Source organism: Shinella daejeonensis (genome assembly GCF_024281235.1).
GTDB lineage: Bacteria > Pseudomonadota > Alphaproteobacteria > Rhizobiales > Rhizobiaceae > Shinella > Shinella daejeonensis.
Window position 1 is genome coordinate 1,002,491 of record NZ_JAHWXY010000001.1, and the last position, 17,033, is coordinate 1,019,523.

Sequence of the window (17,033 nt, forward strand, 5' to 3'; positions counted from 1 at the left end):
ACTATCCCTCGAACCGTGGCGCTTTTTCGTCAAGCAGGGCGTTGACGGCGGCCACGACATGCGGCGCCTGCCCCGGATCGGCGAACACGGCCGACGCCAGCGCCACGAATTCCGCGCCCGTCGCGGCGACGTCGAGCGCCGATTGCGGATCGGTGCCGCCAAGCACGACGCAGGGGATTTCCACCATGGAAGCCCACCATTCGCCAAGCGCCAGGTTCTTCGGATGCGCCTCCGGCTTGATATCGCCGCCGATGCGGCCGAAGAACATGTAGTCCGGCCGCAGTTCTCCCAGTTCCAGCGCCTGATGGCGATCCCGGGCGTTACCGCCGCCGACGATGAGCCGCGGCGTGAACTTCTCCACCGCCTCGGCCATGTCCTCAAGACCGCCCGTGACATGGACACCATCGGCCTTGACGCGGCCGGCGACGCGCGTGTCGCCCGCCACGAGCGCCGCAGCCCCGGCATTCTGTATGAGCGGGACGAGCGCTTCCGCATGCTTCTGGAATGCGCCGTCGTCAAGCCCGTATTGCGGCAGGATCACCGATGCGACATCGCCGCCCTTCAGCGCGCCTTCGAGCAGCGCGACGCGCGCGGCGATTTCCTCGCCTTCGGGAAGAATGAGCATCAGGCGGCAGCGGTCGTCGACTTTGGACATGCGGGATTCCGGTTTCTGTGGGTGCGGCAAGCCGGGGCTCGCCATTCGAATGCAAAGCCGATAGACGGAAAGGCCCACCGGATCAATCGCCGAGCGCGCCTGCCCCCATGACCATCGACCCCTCGATCTATCTCGCCGCCATCCCCGCGGTTCTCCTCGTCGGTCTCACCAAAGGCGGCATGGGCGAAGCGCTCGCGCTGATGGGCGTCCCCATCCTTGCCATGAGCGTCCCGCCGGTGCAAGCCGCGGCGATCCTGCTGCCGATCCTCGTGGTGATGGACGGGGTCTCGCTTTGGATCTGGCGTCACCACAACAGCCGGCCGCTGCTGACGATCCTGCTGCCGGGCGCGATTGTCGGCGTCGCCGTCGGCTGGGCGACCTCGGCCTATGTGCCGCGCGACGCGCTGCGGCTGATCATCGGCCTCATCACGGTCCTCTTTGCGCTGCGCTACTACTACCACGGCTGGCGCGCGCGCCACGGCTATATCGCGCCGGCAAAGCCGCATCGGCTGGTGCCGGCGGCCTTCTTCGGCACGCTTTCCGGCTATGGCAGTTTCGTCGCCCATGCCGGCGGCGCGCCCTTCCAGGTCTACGCCCTGCCGCTGAAGCTGTCGCCGCGCGATTATACCGGCGCGGCGGTCCGCTTCTTCGCCATCCTGAATTTCGTGAAGCTCGGTCCCTATTTCGCGCTCGGCCAGCTCGATACGACCAATCTGACGATCTCCGCGACGCTCGTGCCGCTGGCCATCGCCGCCACGGCGCTCGGCGGCTTTCTCGTCAAGCGCATGCGGCCGGAGACCTTCTATCCGTTCATGTACACCATGGCGCTGTTCGCCGGCCTGAAGCTTTCCTATGACGGCCTTGCGGCCCTTCTCTGACGCGCCGGAGCCCGTGAAACCGCCTGATCGCATCGGCTTGACATATGCCCTGAATGAAACGTCCCGGCCTGCGCCTTCCGGCAGTTCGGGACGTTGGGTGTTTCCTGCCGCCTCTCGGGCGGTGTTCGGGAAGCGCCGTCTCTTCAATTTCCCCTGCGGAAACGGCGCTCCGCCAACCTTGTGTCACACTTCGGAAAGATCGTTCCGCGTCAGTGTCGTGAAACGCGGATCCTTTCGATTTCGTCCTTGACGCGCAGTTTACGCCGCTTGATATCGGCGATCATTTGATCATCGGAAGCCGGGCGGGTTATCGCCGTATGCAGCTCTTCTTCGAGTGCAACATGCTTCTTTTCGAGCGTGGCCAGACGAGCCTCAATTGCCATGTGACAGTTCCTTCCTTTTGTGTGCCGCCGGCCATTGACAGGCTGGAGGCCCCAGGTTGCAACCGGATGAGTGTGCCATGCTATTTTTCATTTGTCGAAGGCCAAAACATGGCGATGGATAACTTCCCGTTGCCCGGGTTTCTGTGGTAGGAGCAGCCTTCGGACGAAGGCGGACAGGCCGGCATGAGCCTGCCTCCGGCACGGGGAACAAAAAGCATGGCAGACCAGGATCAGGCGGAATTGCGGTTGAGCGTCGCGCGGCTGCGTCAGGAACACGAAGACTATGACGCCGCGATAAACGCCATGATCCAGACCGGATGCGAGGCCCTGCGCATCCAGCGCATGAAGAAAAAGAAACTGGTGCTGAAAGACAGGATTTCCAAGCTGGAAGACCAGATCATCCCGGACATCATCGCCTGAGGACGGACGAACGCCTTGAAGACAACAGAAACGCCCCCTGTGGCCATCATCATGGGAAGCCAGTCCGACTGGGAGACGATGAAGAACGCCGCCGATACGCTCGACACGCTCGGCGTGGATTACGAGGCGCGCATCATTTCGGCGCATCGCACCCCGGATCGCCTCTACAGCTTTGCGCGCGGCGCGCGCGCCGAGGGCTTCAAGGTGATCATCGCCGGTGCGGGCGGCGCCGCCCATCTTCCCGGCATGACGGCGGCGATGACCGCGCTCCCGGTCTTCGGCGTCCCCGTCCAGTCGCGGACCCTCTCCGGCAAGGACAGCCTGCTTTCCATCGTGCAGATGCCGGCCGGCATCCCGGTCGGAACGCTGGCCATCGGCAAGGCGGGCGCGATCAACGCCGCGCTGCTTGCCGTCGCCGTGCTGGCGCTCAACGACCCCGAACTGGCCCATCGGCTCGACGAATGGCGTGACGGCCAGACGAACGCCGTCGCCGAATATCCCGTAGACGGCCCTCTATGAGCGCGCGTACGATCGGTATCATCGGCGGCGGCCAGCTCGGCCGCATGCTGGCCATGGCCGCCGCCAGGCTCAACCATCGCACCATCATTCTCGAGCCGCAGGCCGATTGCCCGGCCTCGCAGGTGGCCAACGCCCAGATCGTCGCCGCCTATGACGATCCGCAGGCGCTGGCCGAGCTCGCCCGCCGGTGCGACGTCGTGACCTACGAGTTCGAGAACGTGCCGGTCGCAGCCGCACAGGCGCTGGCCGAAAGCGTACGGGTCTACCCGCCGCCGCGCGCGCTCGAAGTATCGCAGGACCGGCTGGTCGAAAAGCGCTTCATCCGCGACTGCGGCATCGCTACGGCCGATTTCGCCGCCGTGGACGACCAGACCGGCCTAGAGGCGGCGCTCGACCGTTTCGACGGCGTCGGCGTCCTCAAGACCCGGCGGCTCGGCTATGACGGCAAGGGCCAGCGCCTGTTCCGCTTGCCGACCGAAAGCCGCCACGGCGCCTTCGCAGCCCTTGGCGGCGTCCCGCTCATCCTGGAAAGCCTCGTGCCCTTCGAACGCGAGATCTCGATCATCGCCGCCCGCGACGGCGAGGGCACCATCGCCTGCTACGATCCCGCCGAGAACGTCCATCGCGACGGCATCCTGCATAGCTCCACCCTGCCCGCCGGCATCGGCGAGGCGACGGCGGACGAAGCCCGCAAGGCCGCCCGTGCGATCCTCGACCGGCTCGACTATGTCGGCGTCATCGGCGTGGAGTTCTTCGTCTTGCCGGGCGGCGGGCTGGTGGTCAACGAGATCGCCCCGCGCGTGCATAATTCCGGGCACTGGACGGAGGCGGCCTGCGTCGTTTCGCAGTTCGAGCAGCATATAAGGGCCGTCGCCGGCCACCCGCTCGGCGATCCGCGCCGCCACTCGGACTGTGTGATGCAGAATCTCGTCGGCGACGATATCGACGACGTTCCCGACTGGCTTTCCCGGCCGGGCGTGCTGGTCCATCTCTATGGCAAGACCGAGGCCCGGCCGGGCCGCAAGATGGGCCATATCACGCGGATTCTTGCCTGAAACCACAGTGGAATGGCTGGAAAACCGGCCTCCGGTGCGGAAATTGAACGGCCTGCGGTTGACACCGTAAAAGTGACGCGGTACATGCCAGCCAACTTGAAAGCGCGCCTGTCGAGGCGCGTTTTTGATTGAGGAAATCCGGCGCGCTCAAGTCGCCCTGCAATTACGCGGATCAGAAAAATGAAGATCAAGAATTCGCTCAAGTCGCTCAAGACCCGTCATCGCGAGAACCGTCTTGTCCGCCGCAAGGGCCGCATCTACATCATCAACAAGCAGAACCCCCGCTTCAAGGCTCGTCAGGGCTGAGTTGATGTCGCGGTCGCCCGTGGCGATCGGAAAATAATGATTTGAAGTGGCGCCGTGGCGGTTTATCATGACCGCCATGCGCTTTTTCATGCTTCCCTTCGTTCTTCTTTGCCTTGTTTCGATCTGGCCGGCTGCCGCCGCCGGAACCGATGGCCCGCATTCGGCTGTCGCCGCATCGGACACATCTACCTCCCCCGACGAGCGACTCACCCGGCTTTTCCACACGCTGAAGCGCGAGCGGGATCCCGATTCCGCGCGCGGCATCGCCGAGAACATCAGCCGCCAATGGCAGGAAACCGGCAGTCCGACCATCGACCTCCTCGTTCAATGGGCCGACAAGGCGATGGCGGAGGAAAGAAATGCCGCCGCGCTCGATTTCCTCGATGAGGCGGTCAGCTTGCGGCCGGACTATGTCGAAGGCTGGAACCGGCGCGCCACCCTCCATTACAAGATGGGCAATTTCCGCAAGTCCCTGTCGGACATCAACCGCGTCCTCGCCCTGGAGCCGCGCCACTTCGGGGCCATCGCCGGCATGGCGACGATCTTCACCGACAGCGGGCGTGACGAACTCGCGCTGCGCGCATGGGAACGCTTTCTCACGCTTTATCCCGCCGAACGCCGCGCACAGCGGGCCCTGGACGAACTTGCCGGCAAGCTTGCCGGACAGCGCACCTGAAAACGAAACGCCCGGCTGTCGTTTCGGGCGACAGCCGGGCGTTTCGAAGAGGCCAGACGGTTCTCAGACGCCGCTGACGCCGTCCGCGCCGATATAGGCGATACGCAGCATGTTGGTGGCGCCCGGCGTTCCAAGCGGCACACCCGCGGAGATGATGATGCGATCCCCCGGCTTGCCGAATTCCTCGGAAACGACGATACGGCAGGCGCGGTTCACCATGTCGTCGAGGTCGACGGCGTCACCGGTGACCACGCAATACAAGCCCCAGACGACCGAAAGCCGCCGCGCCGTCTCGATGACCGGTGACAGCGCGAGGACCGGCACCTCCGGCCGCTCGCGCGCCGCACGCAGGCCCGTGGTGCCGGAAGAGGTGTAACAGACGATGGCAGAAAGCTTCAGCGTCTCGGCGATCTGGCGGGCGGCGAGCGAGATCGCATCCGCGCCGGTCGCCTCCGGCGGCGTGCGCTGGGCGTACATGATGCCGTGGTAATGCGGATCGCGCTCGACCTGCCGGGCGATGGACGCCATGGTCGAGACCGCCTCGACGGGATAGTCGCCCGAGGCCGACTCGGCCGACAACATCACCGCATCGGCGCCCTCGAAGACCGCCGTGGCGACGTCCGACACTTCCGCGCGGGTCGGCACCGGCGCGGAAATCATCGATTCCAGCATCTGGGTGGCGACCACCACCGGTTTGCCGGCGCGGCGGCAGGCGCGAATGAGCTGCTTTTGCAAGCCGGGAACGGTTTCCAGCGGCATTTCCACGCCGAGGTCGCCGCGCGCCACCATCAGCGCATCGGAAAGCTCGATGATCTCGTCGATGCGCTCGATCGCCTGCGGCTTCTCGATCTTCGACATCAGGCCGACACGGCCACGGGCGATCTTGCGCACTTCCGCAAGATCCTCCGGGCGCTGGATGAACGACAGCGCCAGCCAGTCGACGCTACCGGTCGCCAGAACCGCATCGAGGTCGACCCGGTCCTTCTCCGTGAGCGCGCCGACGCCGAGAAGCGTGTCCGGCAGGCTCACGCCCTTGCGGTCGGAAATCTTCGTGCCGGAAACGACGGTACAGACGATTGATTTTCCATCGACCGATTCCGCACGCAGATGCAGCTTGCCGTCGTCGATCAGCAGGCGATCGCCGGCCTTCACCGATTCGAGGATCTCCGGATGGGGCAGGAAGACGCGCGTATTGTCGCCGGGCTCGTCGCGATTGTCGAGCGTGAAGGTTTGGCCGGGCTTCAGTTCCTCGGAACCGTTGGCGAATTTGCCGACGCGCAGCTTCGGCCCCTGAAGATCGGCGAGAATGCCGATCGGCCGGCCGCAGCGGGCTTCCACCGCCCGGATGCGGCTGATCAGCGTGCGCATCACGTCGTGGCTGGCGTGGCTCATGTTGATCCGGAACAGATCGGCCCCCGCCTCATGCAGCTTCTGGATCATCTCTTCCTCGAAGGAAGCGGGTCCGAGCGTTGCGAGGATTTTGACTTTTCTATTCCGTCTCATCAGTTCTGGCTTTCCTGGGTCCCTGGGGTATCGGAAAGCTGCACCATCCAGCTTCCCTGACGGCCCGTGTCGTATTCCTTGAAGCCCATGCGCTGGAAGCCACGGGCGAAGCAGTCCTGGACGCCGACGATCTTGAACTCGTTTTCGGCGACGCACATGTTGACGTCGCCGGTCCAGCGGCCGCCGCGGGCGGCGTCCTCGGCATAGAGATAATAGTAACGCGACTGGAGTTCGCCTTCGATCAGCGTGGCGCAGGTCGTTGCGGGAACCTGCCACCAGCCTTCGGTGACCCAGCCCTCCGCGGCGCGGTAACCGATGGCCACACCGACGAGGTTCTGCGTACCGTTGCAAACGCGGAAATCGGCCTTGGCCGTATCCGGGATCGATAGGGCGAGGAATCCCGCAAAAGCGAAGAGTCCAACCTTCATGAGGCTGCGGGTATTCCGGAGAAACGGACGATGGATCTTGGCTCTCACGGCTTCCGATGGAACTCCGTTGATTTGATAACGCGCTTTCTTGCGACGGCGAGGCCGGAATGTCAACGCAACTCTGGGCGAGCGCAGGGCAAGCATCGTCACATCTTGCAGCCCGATCCGCCCCGTGCGATCAATCCCGCGTGAAACCATATCCGGCGTTCCCCATGCATGACGAAGCCCCCTTTGAAATCATCGACGGCGACCCCGGCCTCGGCCTGGTGATCCTGGCCGATCACGCCACCAACCGCCTGCCGGCGCGTTACGGCAGCCTCGGATTGCCGGAAAGCGCCTTCCGCCGCCACATCGCCTATGACATCGGGGTGGAGGGCGTCGTGCGGGGCCTTGCCGCCCGGCTCGGCGCGCCGGCCGTGATGAGCCGCTTCTCCCGCCTGCTGATCGATCCCAACCGCGGCGAGGACGACCCGACCCTCATCATGCGCATTTCCGATGGCGCGATCGTTCCCGGCAACCATCCGCTGACGCCGGAAGACGCCCGCCACCGGCTCGAAGCCTTCCACCGCCCCTATCACGACGCCGTGGCCCGCACCATCGCGACGACGGCGGAGCGAACCGGCGGGGCGCCGCTGGTCATCTCCATGCATTCCTTCACGCCCGCCTGGAAGGGCGTGGGCCGTCCCTGGCATGTGACGGTGCTGTGGGACAGCGACCCGCGCGCCGTGCAGCCGCTCCTGACGCAGCTGCGGGCGCTGGAGAACGTCGAGGTCGGCGACAACGAGCCCTACGACGGGGCGCTGCGCGGCGACACGATGTTCCGCCACTGCATGGTCACGGGCATTCCGCATGCCTTGATCGAGATCCGCCAGGACCAGATCGGCGACGAAGCCGGCATTGCGGCATGGGTCGACCGGCTGGCGCCGATCCTTACACGGTTGAACGCCGACCCGGCGCTGCATATGTATCGGATATTCCCGTCCCGGACCGGGGCCTATTGACGTCGAAGGAGCCGTGATGACCGATTTGACCCGCGAACAGCAGACGGAGTTCGAGGCCGCCGCCTTTCGCCGCCTGATCGGCCATCTGCGCGAGCGCGGCGACGTACAGAACATCGACCTGATGAACCTTGCCGGCTTCTGCCGCAATTGCCTGTCGGACTGGTATCGCGAGGCCGCGAACGCGGCCGGCGCGCCGCTCGAAAAAGACGAGGCCCGCGAGATCGTCTACGGCATGCCCTATGCGGTCTGGCGCGAACGCCACCAGCAGGAGGCCAGCGACGAGCAGAAGGCCGCCTTCATCAAAAACCGGCCGAAGGAATAACCTCCCGCGTGGAAAATCCGGCCGCAGCGCACCATAGGCCTTGATCTTGCCGGAACTTCGCGGCAGACCACGGCGCAAGCCCCTTTCCCTTGTGGAAACAGGCCGGGCCGGAACCCCGATGCGCCCCGCATCAAGGGGTCTATCGCGATGAATTCAAAAGAACGGACGCGCCGACCCGGTGCTGTCCAGGAGAGGCAAGCAAGACATGGCTATCGACGCAGCAGAGTCCCAGGGTTCGGTTGAAAACGTGGCGGCAGCGGAACTGCGCCAGCTCATCGAGCGCATCGAGCGTCTCGAAGAGGAGAAGGCCTCGATCAGCGACGACATCAAGGACGTCTACGGCGAGGCGAAGGGACGCGGCTACGACACCAAGGCGATGCGGACCATCGTCCGGCTGCGCAAGAAGGACGCCAATGAGCGCCTCGAGGAAGAAAGCATCCTGCAAACCTATATGGCCGCCCTCGGCATGGAGTGACCGTATCGGGCACGGAAGCGGGCGGAACCGGCGACTGCGGCCCAAAGGCCGCTTCCGGCGACCCTGGGCCGACGCCTGTCTCCGGCGCTTTACTATCAACAAGACGAAAAACCCGCCGGATCGCTCCGGCGGGTTTTTCGTGTCGGATCCGTCCGGCTTCAGTTCGTCTCGAACTTGCGGACTTCCATGAAGTTGACAGCGGTGCCGCTGAAGCGGCCGGGATCGACATCCGCGCGTTCCTGCCGGAAGCCCGCCAGATAGACCGTCGTCGGAGCGGCGCGCATGCTGCTGCTCACGAAGCGCGGCGCCTCGACCGGCCGGGAGAGCGTGGCGAAGCGATCCTGGCTGAGCGCCAGACGCGACACCAGTTTCTGCGTCGGCTTCGGCTCGGTGCGGATCGCGCCGCGGCTGGCCGCATCGGCGTCCTTCTTCTTCGGCCGGCCACTTTTGCCGGAAGCATCCGCCCCCGCCCTGATCGCAAAGGCGCTAGACGCCTGATTGCCCGCGGTTTCGCCCATCAGGGCCGCCATTTCCATCGTGCCTTCGCCGGAAGACAGGTCGAGCGGATCGGCGAGAGCCACGAGACCCGGCCGCTCCATCGGCGTGGGCAGCGCAACCTCGACCTCGGCGGCGGCCATCAGCGCCGTCCGGCCCTGATCGATCTCCACCTGCGGCCGCAGGCCGGGGATCGGAACCTGCGCGAATTCCGCAGTGGCGGCATCATTGTCTTCCTCGACGGCCGCCGTCAGCACCGCACCGGGCTCGGCGTCGCCGGCCTGACCGCGAACACCGAGAAGTTCGGGCACCGGAACGGCATAGGCGTCGAGATCGGCGAATTCGCTCGCGGTCTCCTCCGCCCTCGGTGTGGCCGCATCGAGAGCGGCGACCGCGCTGCCGGTGGCCGGAGCGACGAGGGCAAGCTCGCTTGCGCCTTCCCCGGCCGGACGGGCCAGCGCCGGGCGCACGCCCGGAAGCGGCGCGGTGAAGGCGAGTTCGGTCTCCTGCGCGGCAGGTCTCTGGTCCGGTGCCGGCTTGGCGACATCACGCGCGGCGGGAGCGCTATTGCCGCCCGCCGCCGGATTGACGATGGCATCGGGTTCTTCATCCTCGTCGCCATTGTTGCCGAAGAGTGCGGCGAAAAGCGTCTTGCTCTTGCGCTTGGATGCGGCGGGCGACGCACCGCCGCCGGCCATCGCCACGGACGTGCCGGTAACGCGCTGCTTGTAATCGGCGACCGCCTGCTCGTAGCCCGGCAACGGCTTGCCGTCCGTCGGGATGTGCATGGTCTTTCCGTCGGGGAAAAGCCGGACCAGTTCCTGGCGGCTCATACGCGGCCAGGCGCGCACGCTGCCGACGTCGAGATGGACGAAGGGCGAGCCGGACGTCGGGTAGTAGCCGACGCCGCCGACCTGGAATTTCATCGCGGCGGCGCGCAGCGCCGAAAGCTTGACCCCCGGGATATAGAAGTCCATCGCCTTGCCGAGCATATGCTGGCTCGTCTTGGCGACGCCCTTGGAGCGGGAGCGCAGCATCGAATTGGTGGCCGGCGAGCGATAGGCGGAGACGACGTTGATATAGCCCGTCGCCCCGACCTTCTGGTAGACTTCCCAGACGAGATCGAACAGACGGGGGTCCATCTTCGTCGGCTCGTTGCGCCGCCAGTCGCGCAGCAGGCGGTTGAGTTGATCGAGCCCGCGCTGGTCATAGCGGCCGTTGCGCTTGTAGACGATCTCGGCCTGTTCCTTGGTATGGATGAAATGGATCTTGAGCGACCGGTTGCCCGTCTTCGCCTGCACGGTGGCGGGAATGGCGGCGGGAAGGATGAGACCGGCCGACAGCAGGGCCGTCATCAGCGCCTTGGGCAGCTTGCCGAATGCAGCCTTGCACACGCCGCTCAGGGTCATCCCCGGGAGCTTCATCGATGCGAACAATTTTGCCAAACCTATCCCCGTCCGACGGGCAACGAACGTCCGTTATCCCAAATGACCGCCAATTGCGGTGAGAGCATGGCAAATCGGCCACACTCAATCACCCGGCAAGTCTTATAGTGAACAATCCACTAACAGGGAATAAACGACAATCGCTAAATCGACGGGCGCGAAATCGACAGGCAGACGCGGCGAAGGGCCGCGTCCTATGCGGCATCCCGCAGCGGATCCTCCGGATCGATGTCGTAATCCTTGAGCTTGCGGTAAAGCGTTGAGCGGCCGATGCCGAGCTTGCGGGCGACCTGGCTCATCTGGCCGCGATAGAACTTCAGCGCGAAGCGGATTAACTCCTCCTCCACCTCCGCAAGCTTGCGCACATGGCCGCCGCGATCGACGCTGGCGATGACGTTTTCGAGGCCGGCGGGTTCGCCCGCGCCCGCTTCGTTCGCAAACCCATCCACGGGCGCGACACGCGGACCCGGCGTCTCGCCGGCGTCATCGCGCGAGAAGGTCGAAGCCGCCGACGGCGAAGCCTCCCAGGCGACGGCGCCCGTCTCCGACAGGCTGTAGCCGGGCACCTGGGCGGCGATCTGCGGAAAGTCGCTCGCCGCCAGTTCCCCGCCTTCCGAAAGCACGACGGCGCGGAAGATGGCGTTTTCCAGCTGGCGGATATTGCCCGGCCAGTCATAGGCCGTCAGAAGCGCCATGGCCCCGGCCGAAACCGTCAGCGGACGCGCCAGCTTCTGTTCCCCGGCAAAGCGTTGCACGAAGGCGCGCACGAGGACCGGAATGTCCTCCTTTCGCCGCCTGAGCGCCGGAATGGTGATGGGAAAGACGTTCAGGCGATAGTAAAGGTCCTCGCGGAACCGGCCCTCCCGCACCTCGCTGATGAGATCGCGGTTGGTCGCCGAGATGAGCCGCACGTCGACCTTCTGGGGGAAGCGTGCGCCGATGGTCTCGATTTCCCCCTGCTGGACGGCGCGCAGCAGCTTCACCTGCACCTCCAGCGGCAGGTCGCCGATCTCGTCGAGGAACAGCGTACCGCCGTCGGCTTCCATGAATTTTCCGATATGGCGCTCCGTCGCACCCGTAAAGGCGCCCTTCTCGTGACCGAACAGGATGCTTTCCACCAGATTGTGCGGGATCGCACCGCAATTGACGGTGACGAAGGGCTTGCCGGCACGCGCACTCGCCGCCTGTATGGCGCGGGCGACCATTTCCTTGCCGACGCCCGATTCCCCTTCCAGCACCACAGGAATATCCGACTGCGCGGCGCGACGCGAAAGGTCCAGCACACGCAGCATTTCGGAACTGGCCGAGACGAGATCATCGAAATGCACCGTCTCGCTGCGCTGGCGGCGACTGCCGCGCCCGCGCCCGTCACGCCGCTCCACCTTGAGCGCATTGCCGATCGCCACGCCGAGCCGCTCCGGCGACACCGGCTTCACCACGAAATCGAACGCTCCGGCACGCATCGCCATGACGACCGTCTCGATGCCGCCCTGTCCGGTCTGCACGACGACGGGAATGGTGATCTCGCGCTCGGCGATCGCCGAAAGAAAGCCCGAGCCGTTCATTTCCGGCATCATCAGGTCGAGCAGGATGACGTTGATCAGTCCGCCCTTGCGGTCCAGCATGTCGAGGCCGGCGCGGCCGTTCTCCGCCATATGGGCGACGTGACCGGCGCGCTCGATCATATTCTTGAGCAGCCTGCGCTGGACAGGATCGTCGTCGATGACAAGAATGTGAGCGGTCATTGCAACCTCCTTGCCTCACGGCATGCCTCATGCACACCCAAGGGACCTGAACTGCGGCAGATACTGGCAGGAAGGGTTGAACATGCCGTTTTGAGAAAGGCTTGCATTTTAACGACTGCCGACGCAAGCAAGGTGCCGGACGCCCGCAATGCCCGACAGGAAAGAGGAAGGCCGATGAACCGCATTTTCCCGATCTCCCGGATCCCCCGCACACCGGCGGAGGCCGCCGCCGCGACCACCGCCGGCCTCGGCGACCTGCCACGCTGGAACCTTTCCGATCTCTATCCCTCGCCCGCTTCGGCGGAATACCGCGATGACGTGGCGAAGGCGGAAGCCGATGCTCTCGCCTTCGAGGCGAAATGGAAGGGCAAACTCGATGCGGCGACGCAGAAGGACGGCAATGAAGGCATCGGCGCGGCCGTGCGGGATTTCGAGGCGCTGGAGGAACTGCTCGGCAGGATCATCTCCTATGCGGGGCTGACCTATTTCTCCGACACCACTGCTCCGGAAAACGGCAAATTCTACGGTGACGCCCAGTCGAAGCTCACCGACATCGGCGCGCATCTTCTGTTTTTCTCCCTTGAACTCAACAGGATAGAAGACGACCGCCTTGCCGCGGCCCTTGCCGGCGATCCGCTTGCCGCCCACTATCAGCCGTGGATAGAGGACCTGCGCAAGGAAAAGCCCTATCAGCTCGACGACCGGACGGAGCAACTCTTCCTCGAGAAGTCGATGACGGGAGCGGCGGCCTGGAATCGCCTCTTCGACGAGACCATGGCGTCACTGCGCTACAGGATCGACGGCGAGGACGTGGCGCTGGAAGTGGCCTTGAACCAGCTCCAGTCGCCGGAGGGCGCGGCGCGGCGCGAGGCGGCCCAAGCGCTTGCCGCCACCTTCAAGGCCAATATCCGCACCTTCACGCTGATCACCAACACGCTCGCCAAGGACAAGGAAATCTCCGATCGCTGGCGCGGCTTCAAGGACATCGCCGACAGCCGCCACCTGGCCAATCGCGTCGAGCCGGAGGTGGTGGCCGCGCTGGCCGCCGCCGTGCGCGAAGCCTATCCGCGCCTTTCCCATCGCTACTACGCGATGAAGGCGAAGTGGCTCGGAATGGAGCAGATGGACTATTGGGATCGCAATGCGCCCCTTCCCGAGACACCCGATGCGATCATCCCGTGGAGTGAGGCCCGCGATACCGTTCTTTCGGCCTATGACGCCTTCTCGCCGGAAATGGCCGACATCGCCCGCCGGTTCTTCGACCGCAACTGGATCGACGCGCCGGTGCGCGCCGGCAAGGCGCCGGGGGCCTTCGCGCATCCGACCGTGCCCTCCGTCCATCCCTATGTGCTCGTCAACTACATGGGCAAGCCGCGCGACGTGATGACGCTTGCCCACGAACTCGGCCACGGCGTGCATCAGGTGCTTGCCGGCCGCCAGGGCGCGCTGATGGCCTCGACGCCGCTGACGCTTGCCGAAACCGCTTCCGTCTTCGGCGAGATGCTGACCTTCCGCAGCCTGCTCGACCGGACGAAGAACAAGCGCGAGCGCAAGGCCATGCTCGCCCAGAAGGTCGAGGACATGATCAACACGGTGGTCCGCCAGATCGCCTTCTACGAATTCGAACGCAAGGTGCACGACGCCCGTCGGAACGGGGAGCTGACGAGTGACCAGATCGGCGAGCTGTGGCTTTCGGTGCAGGGCGAAAGCCTCGGTCCGGCGATCCGCATCTCCGAGGGTTACGAGACCTATTGGGCCTATATCCCGCATTTCATCCATTCGCCCTTCTACGTTTATGCCTATGCGTTCGGCGATTGCCTCGTGAACTCGCTCTATGCGGTCTACCGGCAGGCCGAAGACGGCTTCCAGGAGAAGTATTTCGACCTGCTGAGGGCCGGCGGCACCAAGCATCATTCCGAACTGCTGGCGCCCTTCGGGCTCGACGCGGGCGATCCGTCGTTCTGGAGCAAGGGACTGGCGATGATCGAAGGGCTGATCGACGAGCTGGAAGCGCTTGATAAAGCCGTTTGAACGAAGGCTCCGGGCGACCGCATGACAGACCGCCAACACTTTGTGCTTCTCCGCGATGATCGCGACGACCGCACCACGGTCTTCGCCGATCCGCTCGCACTCGTCACCGTGCATGATCGCGCCGGTTTCGAGCCGGCCTTCGCGCGCCTCCAGGAAGCCCATGCCCAGGGGCGCTGGATCGCCGGCTTCATGAGCTATGAGGCCGGCCATCTGTTCGAACCGAGGCTTGCGCCGCTTGCCCCGGAAAACCGCCCGACGCCGCTGATGAGTTTCGGCATTTTCGAAGCCCCGGCCGAAAATCACCCGCTCGCCGCCGCGTTGCGGCGCGTGGAGAACGAACCTTTCCTCACCGAGCCGAAGGCCGACTGGGATTTTGCGACCTATCGCGACCGCTTCGACCGGCTGCACCGGCATATCCGGCAGGGCGACTGTTACCAGGCCAATCTCACCATGCCGATCCGCGCGCGCTGGAGCGGGAATCCGCTTGCCGCCTTCTGGTCGCTGATCGAGCGCCAGCCGGTGCGCTACGGTGCTTTCGTCTCGCTCGACGGCCCCCTGCTGCTGTCCCGCTCGCCGGAGCTGTTCTTCAATATCGACCGGCACGGCTGGATCGAGACCCACCCGATGAAGGGCACCGCGGCGCGCGGGGCAAGCGCCGCACAGGATGCGGAAATCATCGCCGCCATGCGGGCCGACCCCAAGACGCAGGCGGAAAACCGGATGATCGTCGATCTCCTGCGCAACGACATTTCCCGTATAACGCAGGCCGGAACGCTCGACGTGCCGCAACTTTTCGACGTGGAAACCTATCCAACCGTGCACCAGATGGTCAGCCATGTGCGTGCGAAGCTCGTCCCGGGAACGTCGATCCGCGACATCTTCGCCGCCCTTTTCCCCTGCGGCTCGATCACCGGTGCGCCGAAGATGCGCGCCATGGAAATCCTGCACGATCTGGAGGATGGTCCGCGTGACGCCTATTGCGGTGCGATCGGCGTGATCGCGCCGGACGGCGTCATGCGCTTCAACGTCGCCATCCGCACGCTCTCGCTCTTTCCGGACGGTGAGGCGGTGTTCAACGTCGGCGGCGGCATCGTCTTCGATTCGAACGCCGAATCCGAATATGAGGAATGCCTGCTCAAGGCGCGTTTCGCGGTGGGGGACCAATGGATATCTCGCTGATCGAGACGCTGCGCTTCGAGCCCGGCCAGGGCTTCATCCGGCTGGAGCGCCACCTCGCCCGCCTTTCCGCTTCGGCGCAGGCGCTCGGCCTGCCGGGCGCGGACAAGGCCCGCGAAGCGTTGCGCGCGCCCGCCGACGCCCCCCTTTCCCGGGTCCGCCTCGAACTTTTCGCCGATGGCCGCATCGAGGTGCGGATGACCGCTTTCCAGCCGCTTGCGCCCGAGACCATATGGCGCCTGAAGGTGGCGCGCACCCGTCTCGATTCGGCCGATCCGCTGCTGCGCCACAAGACCTCTCGCCGCACCGCCTATACGGCGGCCCGCGCCGAGTTCCCCGCCACCGAGGCCGACGAGGTGCTGCTCCTCAACGAGCGCGGCGAGATCTGCGAAGGCACCATCACCTCGGTCTTCCTCGACGACGGCTCGGGCGTTCTGAAGACGCCGCCGCTCGCCAGCGGCCTTCTGGCCGGCGTCTTGCGCGCGGAACTGCTGGAAAGCGGCGGAGCGACGGAACAGGTCCTGCGGCCGGAGGATCTTTCCGGCCACGCCGTCCTCGTCGGCAATTCGCTGCGCGGACTGATCCGGGGCAGACTGTCATGAAGGCTCCCGTCCATACGCCCTATGACGGATCCGCCCGTCTCTTCACCATCGGCCTCGGCCCGCTCGACCCGGCGCACTGGATCGAGCCCGACGACGAACTGGAGCGCTATCTGGCGGAAAAGGACCGGCTGATCGCCACCTGCCGGGATCTCGTCTTCGTCGAGGAGCCCAGCACGCGCGATGCGCAACAGGAAGTCCTCGATCTCCTGACGGCCTATTTGCCGGCCTGTCATCCGGCCCGCTACAGCCGCACGGGCGAAGACCTCGTCGCGGGACGGCGGCGCGTGCCGCTTTGCGGCGGCGACGCGCCGCTCGTGACGGCCGGGTCGCTCGTTCAGGAGGATCTGGTGCTGATGCGCCGCAGCGACGCCGGCTGGCGTCTGGTCGCGGGCTATGTCGCCTTCCCCTCCTCCTGGTCGCTGCCGGAGAAATTCGGCCGCAGCATGGAGGAAATCCACCGGCCGGTGCCCGATTTCGCCGCCGGCACGCGCAACGCGGTGCTGATCAACCGCATGTTCGACAATCTGCGGGTCGAACAGCCGGTCTTCCGCTTCAACTGGTCGATCAATCCGGACGGCGATCTGCATTATCCCGTCTCGAAGGCGCATGGCGCCCTTCCCGGCGCAGACCGGATATCGCTTGCCGCCACCTATGCCCGGGTCGAGCGGCAGACCCTGCGCAAGCTGCCGGTTTCCGGCGACCTCCTCTTCACGATCCGCATCTATACGGATCCGCTTTCCGCCATCGCCCCGCTTCCCGACGCCGCCCGCATCGCCACCACCTTCGCCGATCAGCTCGAGGCGCTGACGCCGCCGCAGGCCGACTACAAGGGGCTGACCGACACACGCGCGGAACTCGTGGCGGCTTTGCGCAGGCTCGCCCTTTCAACGGGATAATGCCCGCACGACGACGACTGCG

Annotated in this window: 19 protein-coding genes; 13 read left to right on the forward strand and 6 right to left on the reverse strand. The window is 65.3% G+C overall.

Annotated features, from left to right (window positions below; genetic code table 11):
• Position 1 precedes the first annotated feature (1 nt).
• Positions 2 to 655 (reverse strand): thiamine phosphate synthase, encoded by a 654-nt coding sequence (locus KYK29_RS04745; RefSeq protein ID WP_254689684.1) that lies wholly within the window; start codon positions 653 to 655, stop codon positions 2 to 4.
• A gap of 107 nt (positions 656 to 762) precedes the next feature.
• Here KYK29_RS04745 and KYK29_RS04750 point away from each other — a divergent pair, with 107 nt between their 5' ends.
• A complete protein-coding gene (locus KYK29_RS04750) occupies positions 763 to 1,533 on the forward strand; it encodes a sulfite exporter TauE/SafE family protein (RefSeq protein ID WP_254689685.1) in 771 nt (256 codons plus the stop codon).
• A 209-nt stretch (positions 1,534 to 1,742) separates the two neighbouring features.
• Here KYK29_RS04750 and KYK29_RS04755 read toward each other — a convergent pair whose 3' ends face one another.
• Positions 1,743 to 1,916 carry a YdcH family protein gene (locus tag KYK29_RS04755; protein WP_254689686.1) on the reverse strand — a complete coding sequence of 58 codons (174 nt, stop codon included), beginning with the start codon at positions 1,914 to 1,916 and terminating at the stop codon, positions 1,743 to 1,745.
• Positions 1,917 to 2,132: 216 nt separating this feature from the next.
• Here KYK29_RS04755 and KYK29_RS04760 point away from each other — a divergent pair, with 216 nt between their 5' ends.
• The 5 genes from KYK29_RS04760 to KYK29_RS04780 all read left to right on the forward strand — a co-directional run bounded on the left by KYK29_RS04760 (position 2,133) and on the right by KYK29_RS04780 (position 4,892).
• Complete coding sequence (locus KYK29_RS04760) at positions 2,133 to 2,336, forward strand: YdcH family protein (protein ID WP_254689687.1); 204 nt, start codon at positions 2,133 to 2,135, stop codon at positions 2,334 to 2,336.
• 51 nt (positions 2,337 to 2,387) lie between these two features.
• Complete coding sequence (purE, locus tag KYK29_RS04765) at positions 2,388 to 2,855, forward strand: 5-(carboxyamino)imidazole ribonucleotide mutase (protein WP_254690083.1); 468 nt, start codon at positions 2,388 to 2,390, stop codon at positions 2,853 to 2,855.
• Positions 2,852 to 3,910 (forward strand): 5-(carboxyamino)imidazole ribonucleotide synthase, encoded by a 1,059-nt coding sequence (locus KYK29_RS04770; protein WP_254689688.1) that lies wholly within the window; start codon positions 2,852 to 2,854, stop codon positions 3,908 to 3,910. Before purE ends, KYK29_RS04770 begins: the two co-directional genes overlap by 4 nt.
• Before the next feature lie 180 nt (positions 3,911 to 4,090).
• Positions 4,091 to 4,216, forward strand: a complete 126-nt coding sequence (gene ykgO, locus KYK29_RS04775; RefSeq protein WP_025424787.1) for a type B 50S ribosomal protein L36 — start codon at positions 4,091 to 4,093, stop codon at positions 4,214 to 4,216.
• Between the two features lie 67 nt (positions 4,217 to 4,283).
• A complete protein-coding gene (locus KYK29_RS04780; RefSeq protein WP_254689689.1) occupies positions 4,284 to 4,892 on the forward strand; it encodes a tetratricopeptide repeat protein in 609 nt (202 codons plus the stop codon).
• A gap of 63 nt (positions 4,893 to 4,955) precedes the next feature.
• Here KYK29_RS04780 and pyk read toward each other — a convergent pair whose 3' ends face one another.
• Both pyk and KYK29_RS04790 read right to left on the reverse strand, forming a co-directional pair.
• Positions 4,956 to 6,395, reverse strand: a complete 1,440-nt coding sequence (gene pyk / locus KYK29_RS04785; protein WP_254689690.1) for a pyruvate kinase — start codon at positions 6,393 to 6,395, stop codon at positions 4,956 to 4,958.
• Positions 6,395 to 6,823, reverse strand: a complete 429-nt coding sequence (locus KYK29_RS04790; protein WP_254689691.1) for a DUF1036 domain-containing protein — start codon at positions 6,821 to 6,823, stop codon at positions 6,395 to 6,397. The genes pyk and KYK29_RS04790 overlap by 1 nt, the downstream gene beginning before the upstream one ends.
• A gap of 212 nt (positions 6,824 to 7,035) precedes the next feature.
• Here KYK29_RS04790 and KYK29_RS04795 point away from each other — a divergent pair, with 212 nt between their 5' ends.
• The 3 genes from KYK29_RS04795 to KYK29_RS04805 all read left to right on the forward strand — a co-directional run bounded on the left by KYK29_RS04795 (position 7,036) and on the right by KYK29_RS04805 (position 8,621).
• Positions 7,036 to 7,824, forward strand: a complete 789-nt coding sequence (locus tag KYK29_RS04795) for an N-formylglutamate amidohydrolase (RefSeq protein ID WP_254689692.1) — start codon at positions 7,036 to 7,038, stop codon at positions 7,822 to 7,824.
• A 16-nt stretch (positions 7,825 to 7,840) separates the two neighbouring features.
• Entirely contained in the window at positions 7,841 to 8,146 is a 306-nt protein-coding gene (locus KYK29_RS04800) for a DUF1244 domain-containing protein (RefSeq protein ID WP_254689693.1), read from the forward strand.
• Positions 8,147 to 8,351: 205 nt separating this feature from the next.
• Positions 8,352 to 8,621 (forward strand): DUF2312 domain-containing protein, encoded by a 270-nt coding sequence (locus KYK29_RS04805; RefSeq protein WP_254689694.1) that lies wholly within the window; start codon positions 8,352 to 8,354, stop codon positions 8,619 to 8,621.
• A 158-nt stretch (positions 8,622 to 8,779) separates the two neighbouring features.
• On the opposite strand, the gene mepK is transcribed toward KYK29_RS04805, so the two are convergent.
• Together mepK and KYK29_RS04815 are read right to left on the reverse strand one after the other, a co-directional pair.
• Complete coding sequence (gene mepK / locus KYK29_RS04810) at positions 8,780 to 10,525, reverse strand: peptidoglycan L,D-endopeptidase MepK (RefSeq protein ID WP_254689695.1); 1,746 nt, start codon at positions 10,523 to 10,525, stop codon at positions 8,780 to 8,782.
• 230 nt (positions 10,526 to 10,755) lie between these two features.
• Positions 10,756 to 12,306: a sigma-54-dependent transcriptional regulator gene (locus KYK29_RS04815; protein WP_254689696.1), complete on the reverse strand. Its 1,551-nt coding sequence runs from the start codon at positions 12,304 to 12,306 to the stop codon at positions 10,756 to 10,758.
• Positions 12,307 to 12,480: 174 nt separating this feature from the next.
• Between KYK29_RS04815 and KYK29_RS04820 the strand changes: the two genes are divergently transcribed.
• The 4 genes from KYK29_RS04820 to KYK29_RS04835 are packed head-to-tail and all read left to right on the forward strand — an operon-like array spanning position 12,481 to position 17,011.
• Positions 12,481 to 14,337, forward strand: a complete 1,857-nt coding sequence (locus KYK29_RS04820) for a M3 family oligoendopeptidase (RefSeq protein WP_254689697.1) — start codon at positions 12,481 to 12,483, stop codon at positions 14,335 to 14,337.
• 21 nt (positions 14,338 to 14,358) lie between these two features.
• Positions 14,359 to 15,516 carry an aminodeoxychorismate synthase component I gene (locus tag KYK29_RS04825; RefSeq protein ID WP_254689698.1) on the forward strand — a complete coding sequence of 386 codons (1,158 nt, stop codon included), beginning with the start codon at positions 14,359 to 14,361 and terminating at the stop codon, positions 15,514 to 15,516.
• Positions 15,501 to 16,115, forward strand: a complete 615-nt coding sequence (locus KYK29_RS04830; RefSeq protein ID WP_254689699.1) for an aminotransferase class IV family protein — start codon at positions 15,501 to 15,503, stop codon at positions 16,113 to 16,115. The genes KYK29_RS04825 and KYK29_RS04830 overlap by 16 nt, the downstream gene beginning before the upstream one ends.
• Complete coding sequence (locus tag KYK29_RS04835) at positions 16,112 to 17,011, forward strand: heme-dependent oxidative N-demethylase family protein (protein WP_254689700.1); 900 nt, start codon at positions 16,112 to 16,114, stop codon at positions 17,009 to 17,011. The genes KYK29_RS04830 and KYK29_RS04835 overlap by 4 nt, the downstream gene beginning before the upstream one ends.
• The last annotated feature ends 22 nt before the right edge of the window (positions 17,012 to 17,033 follow it).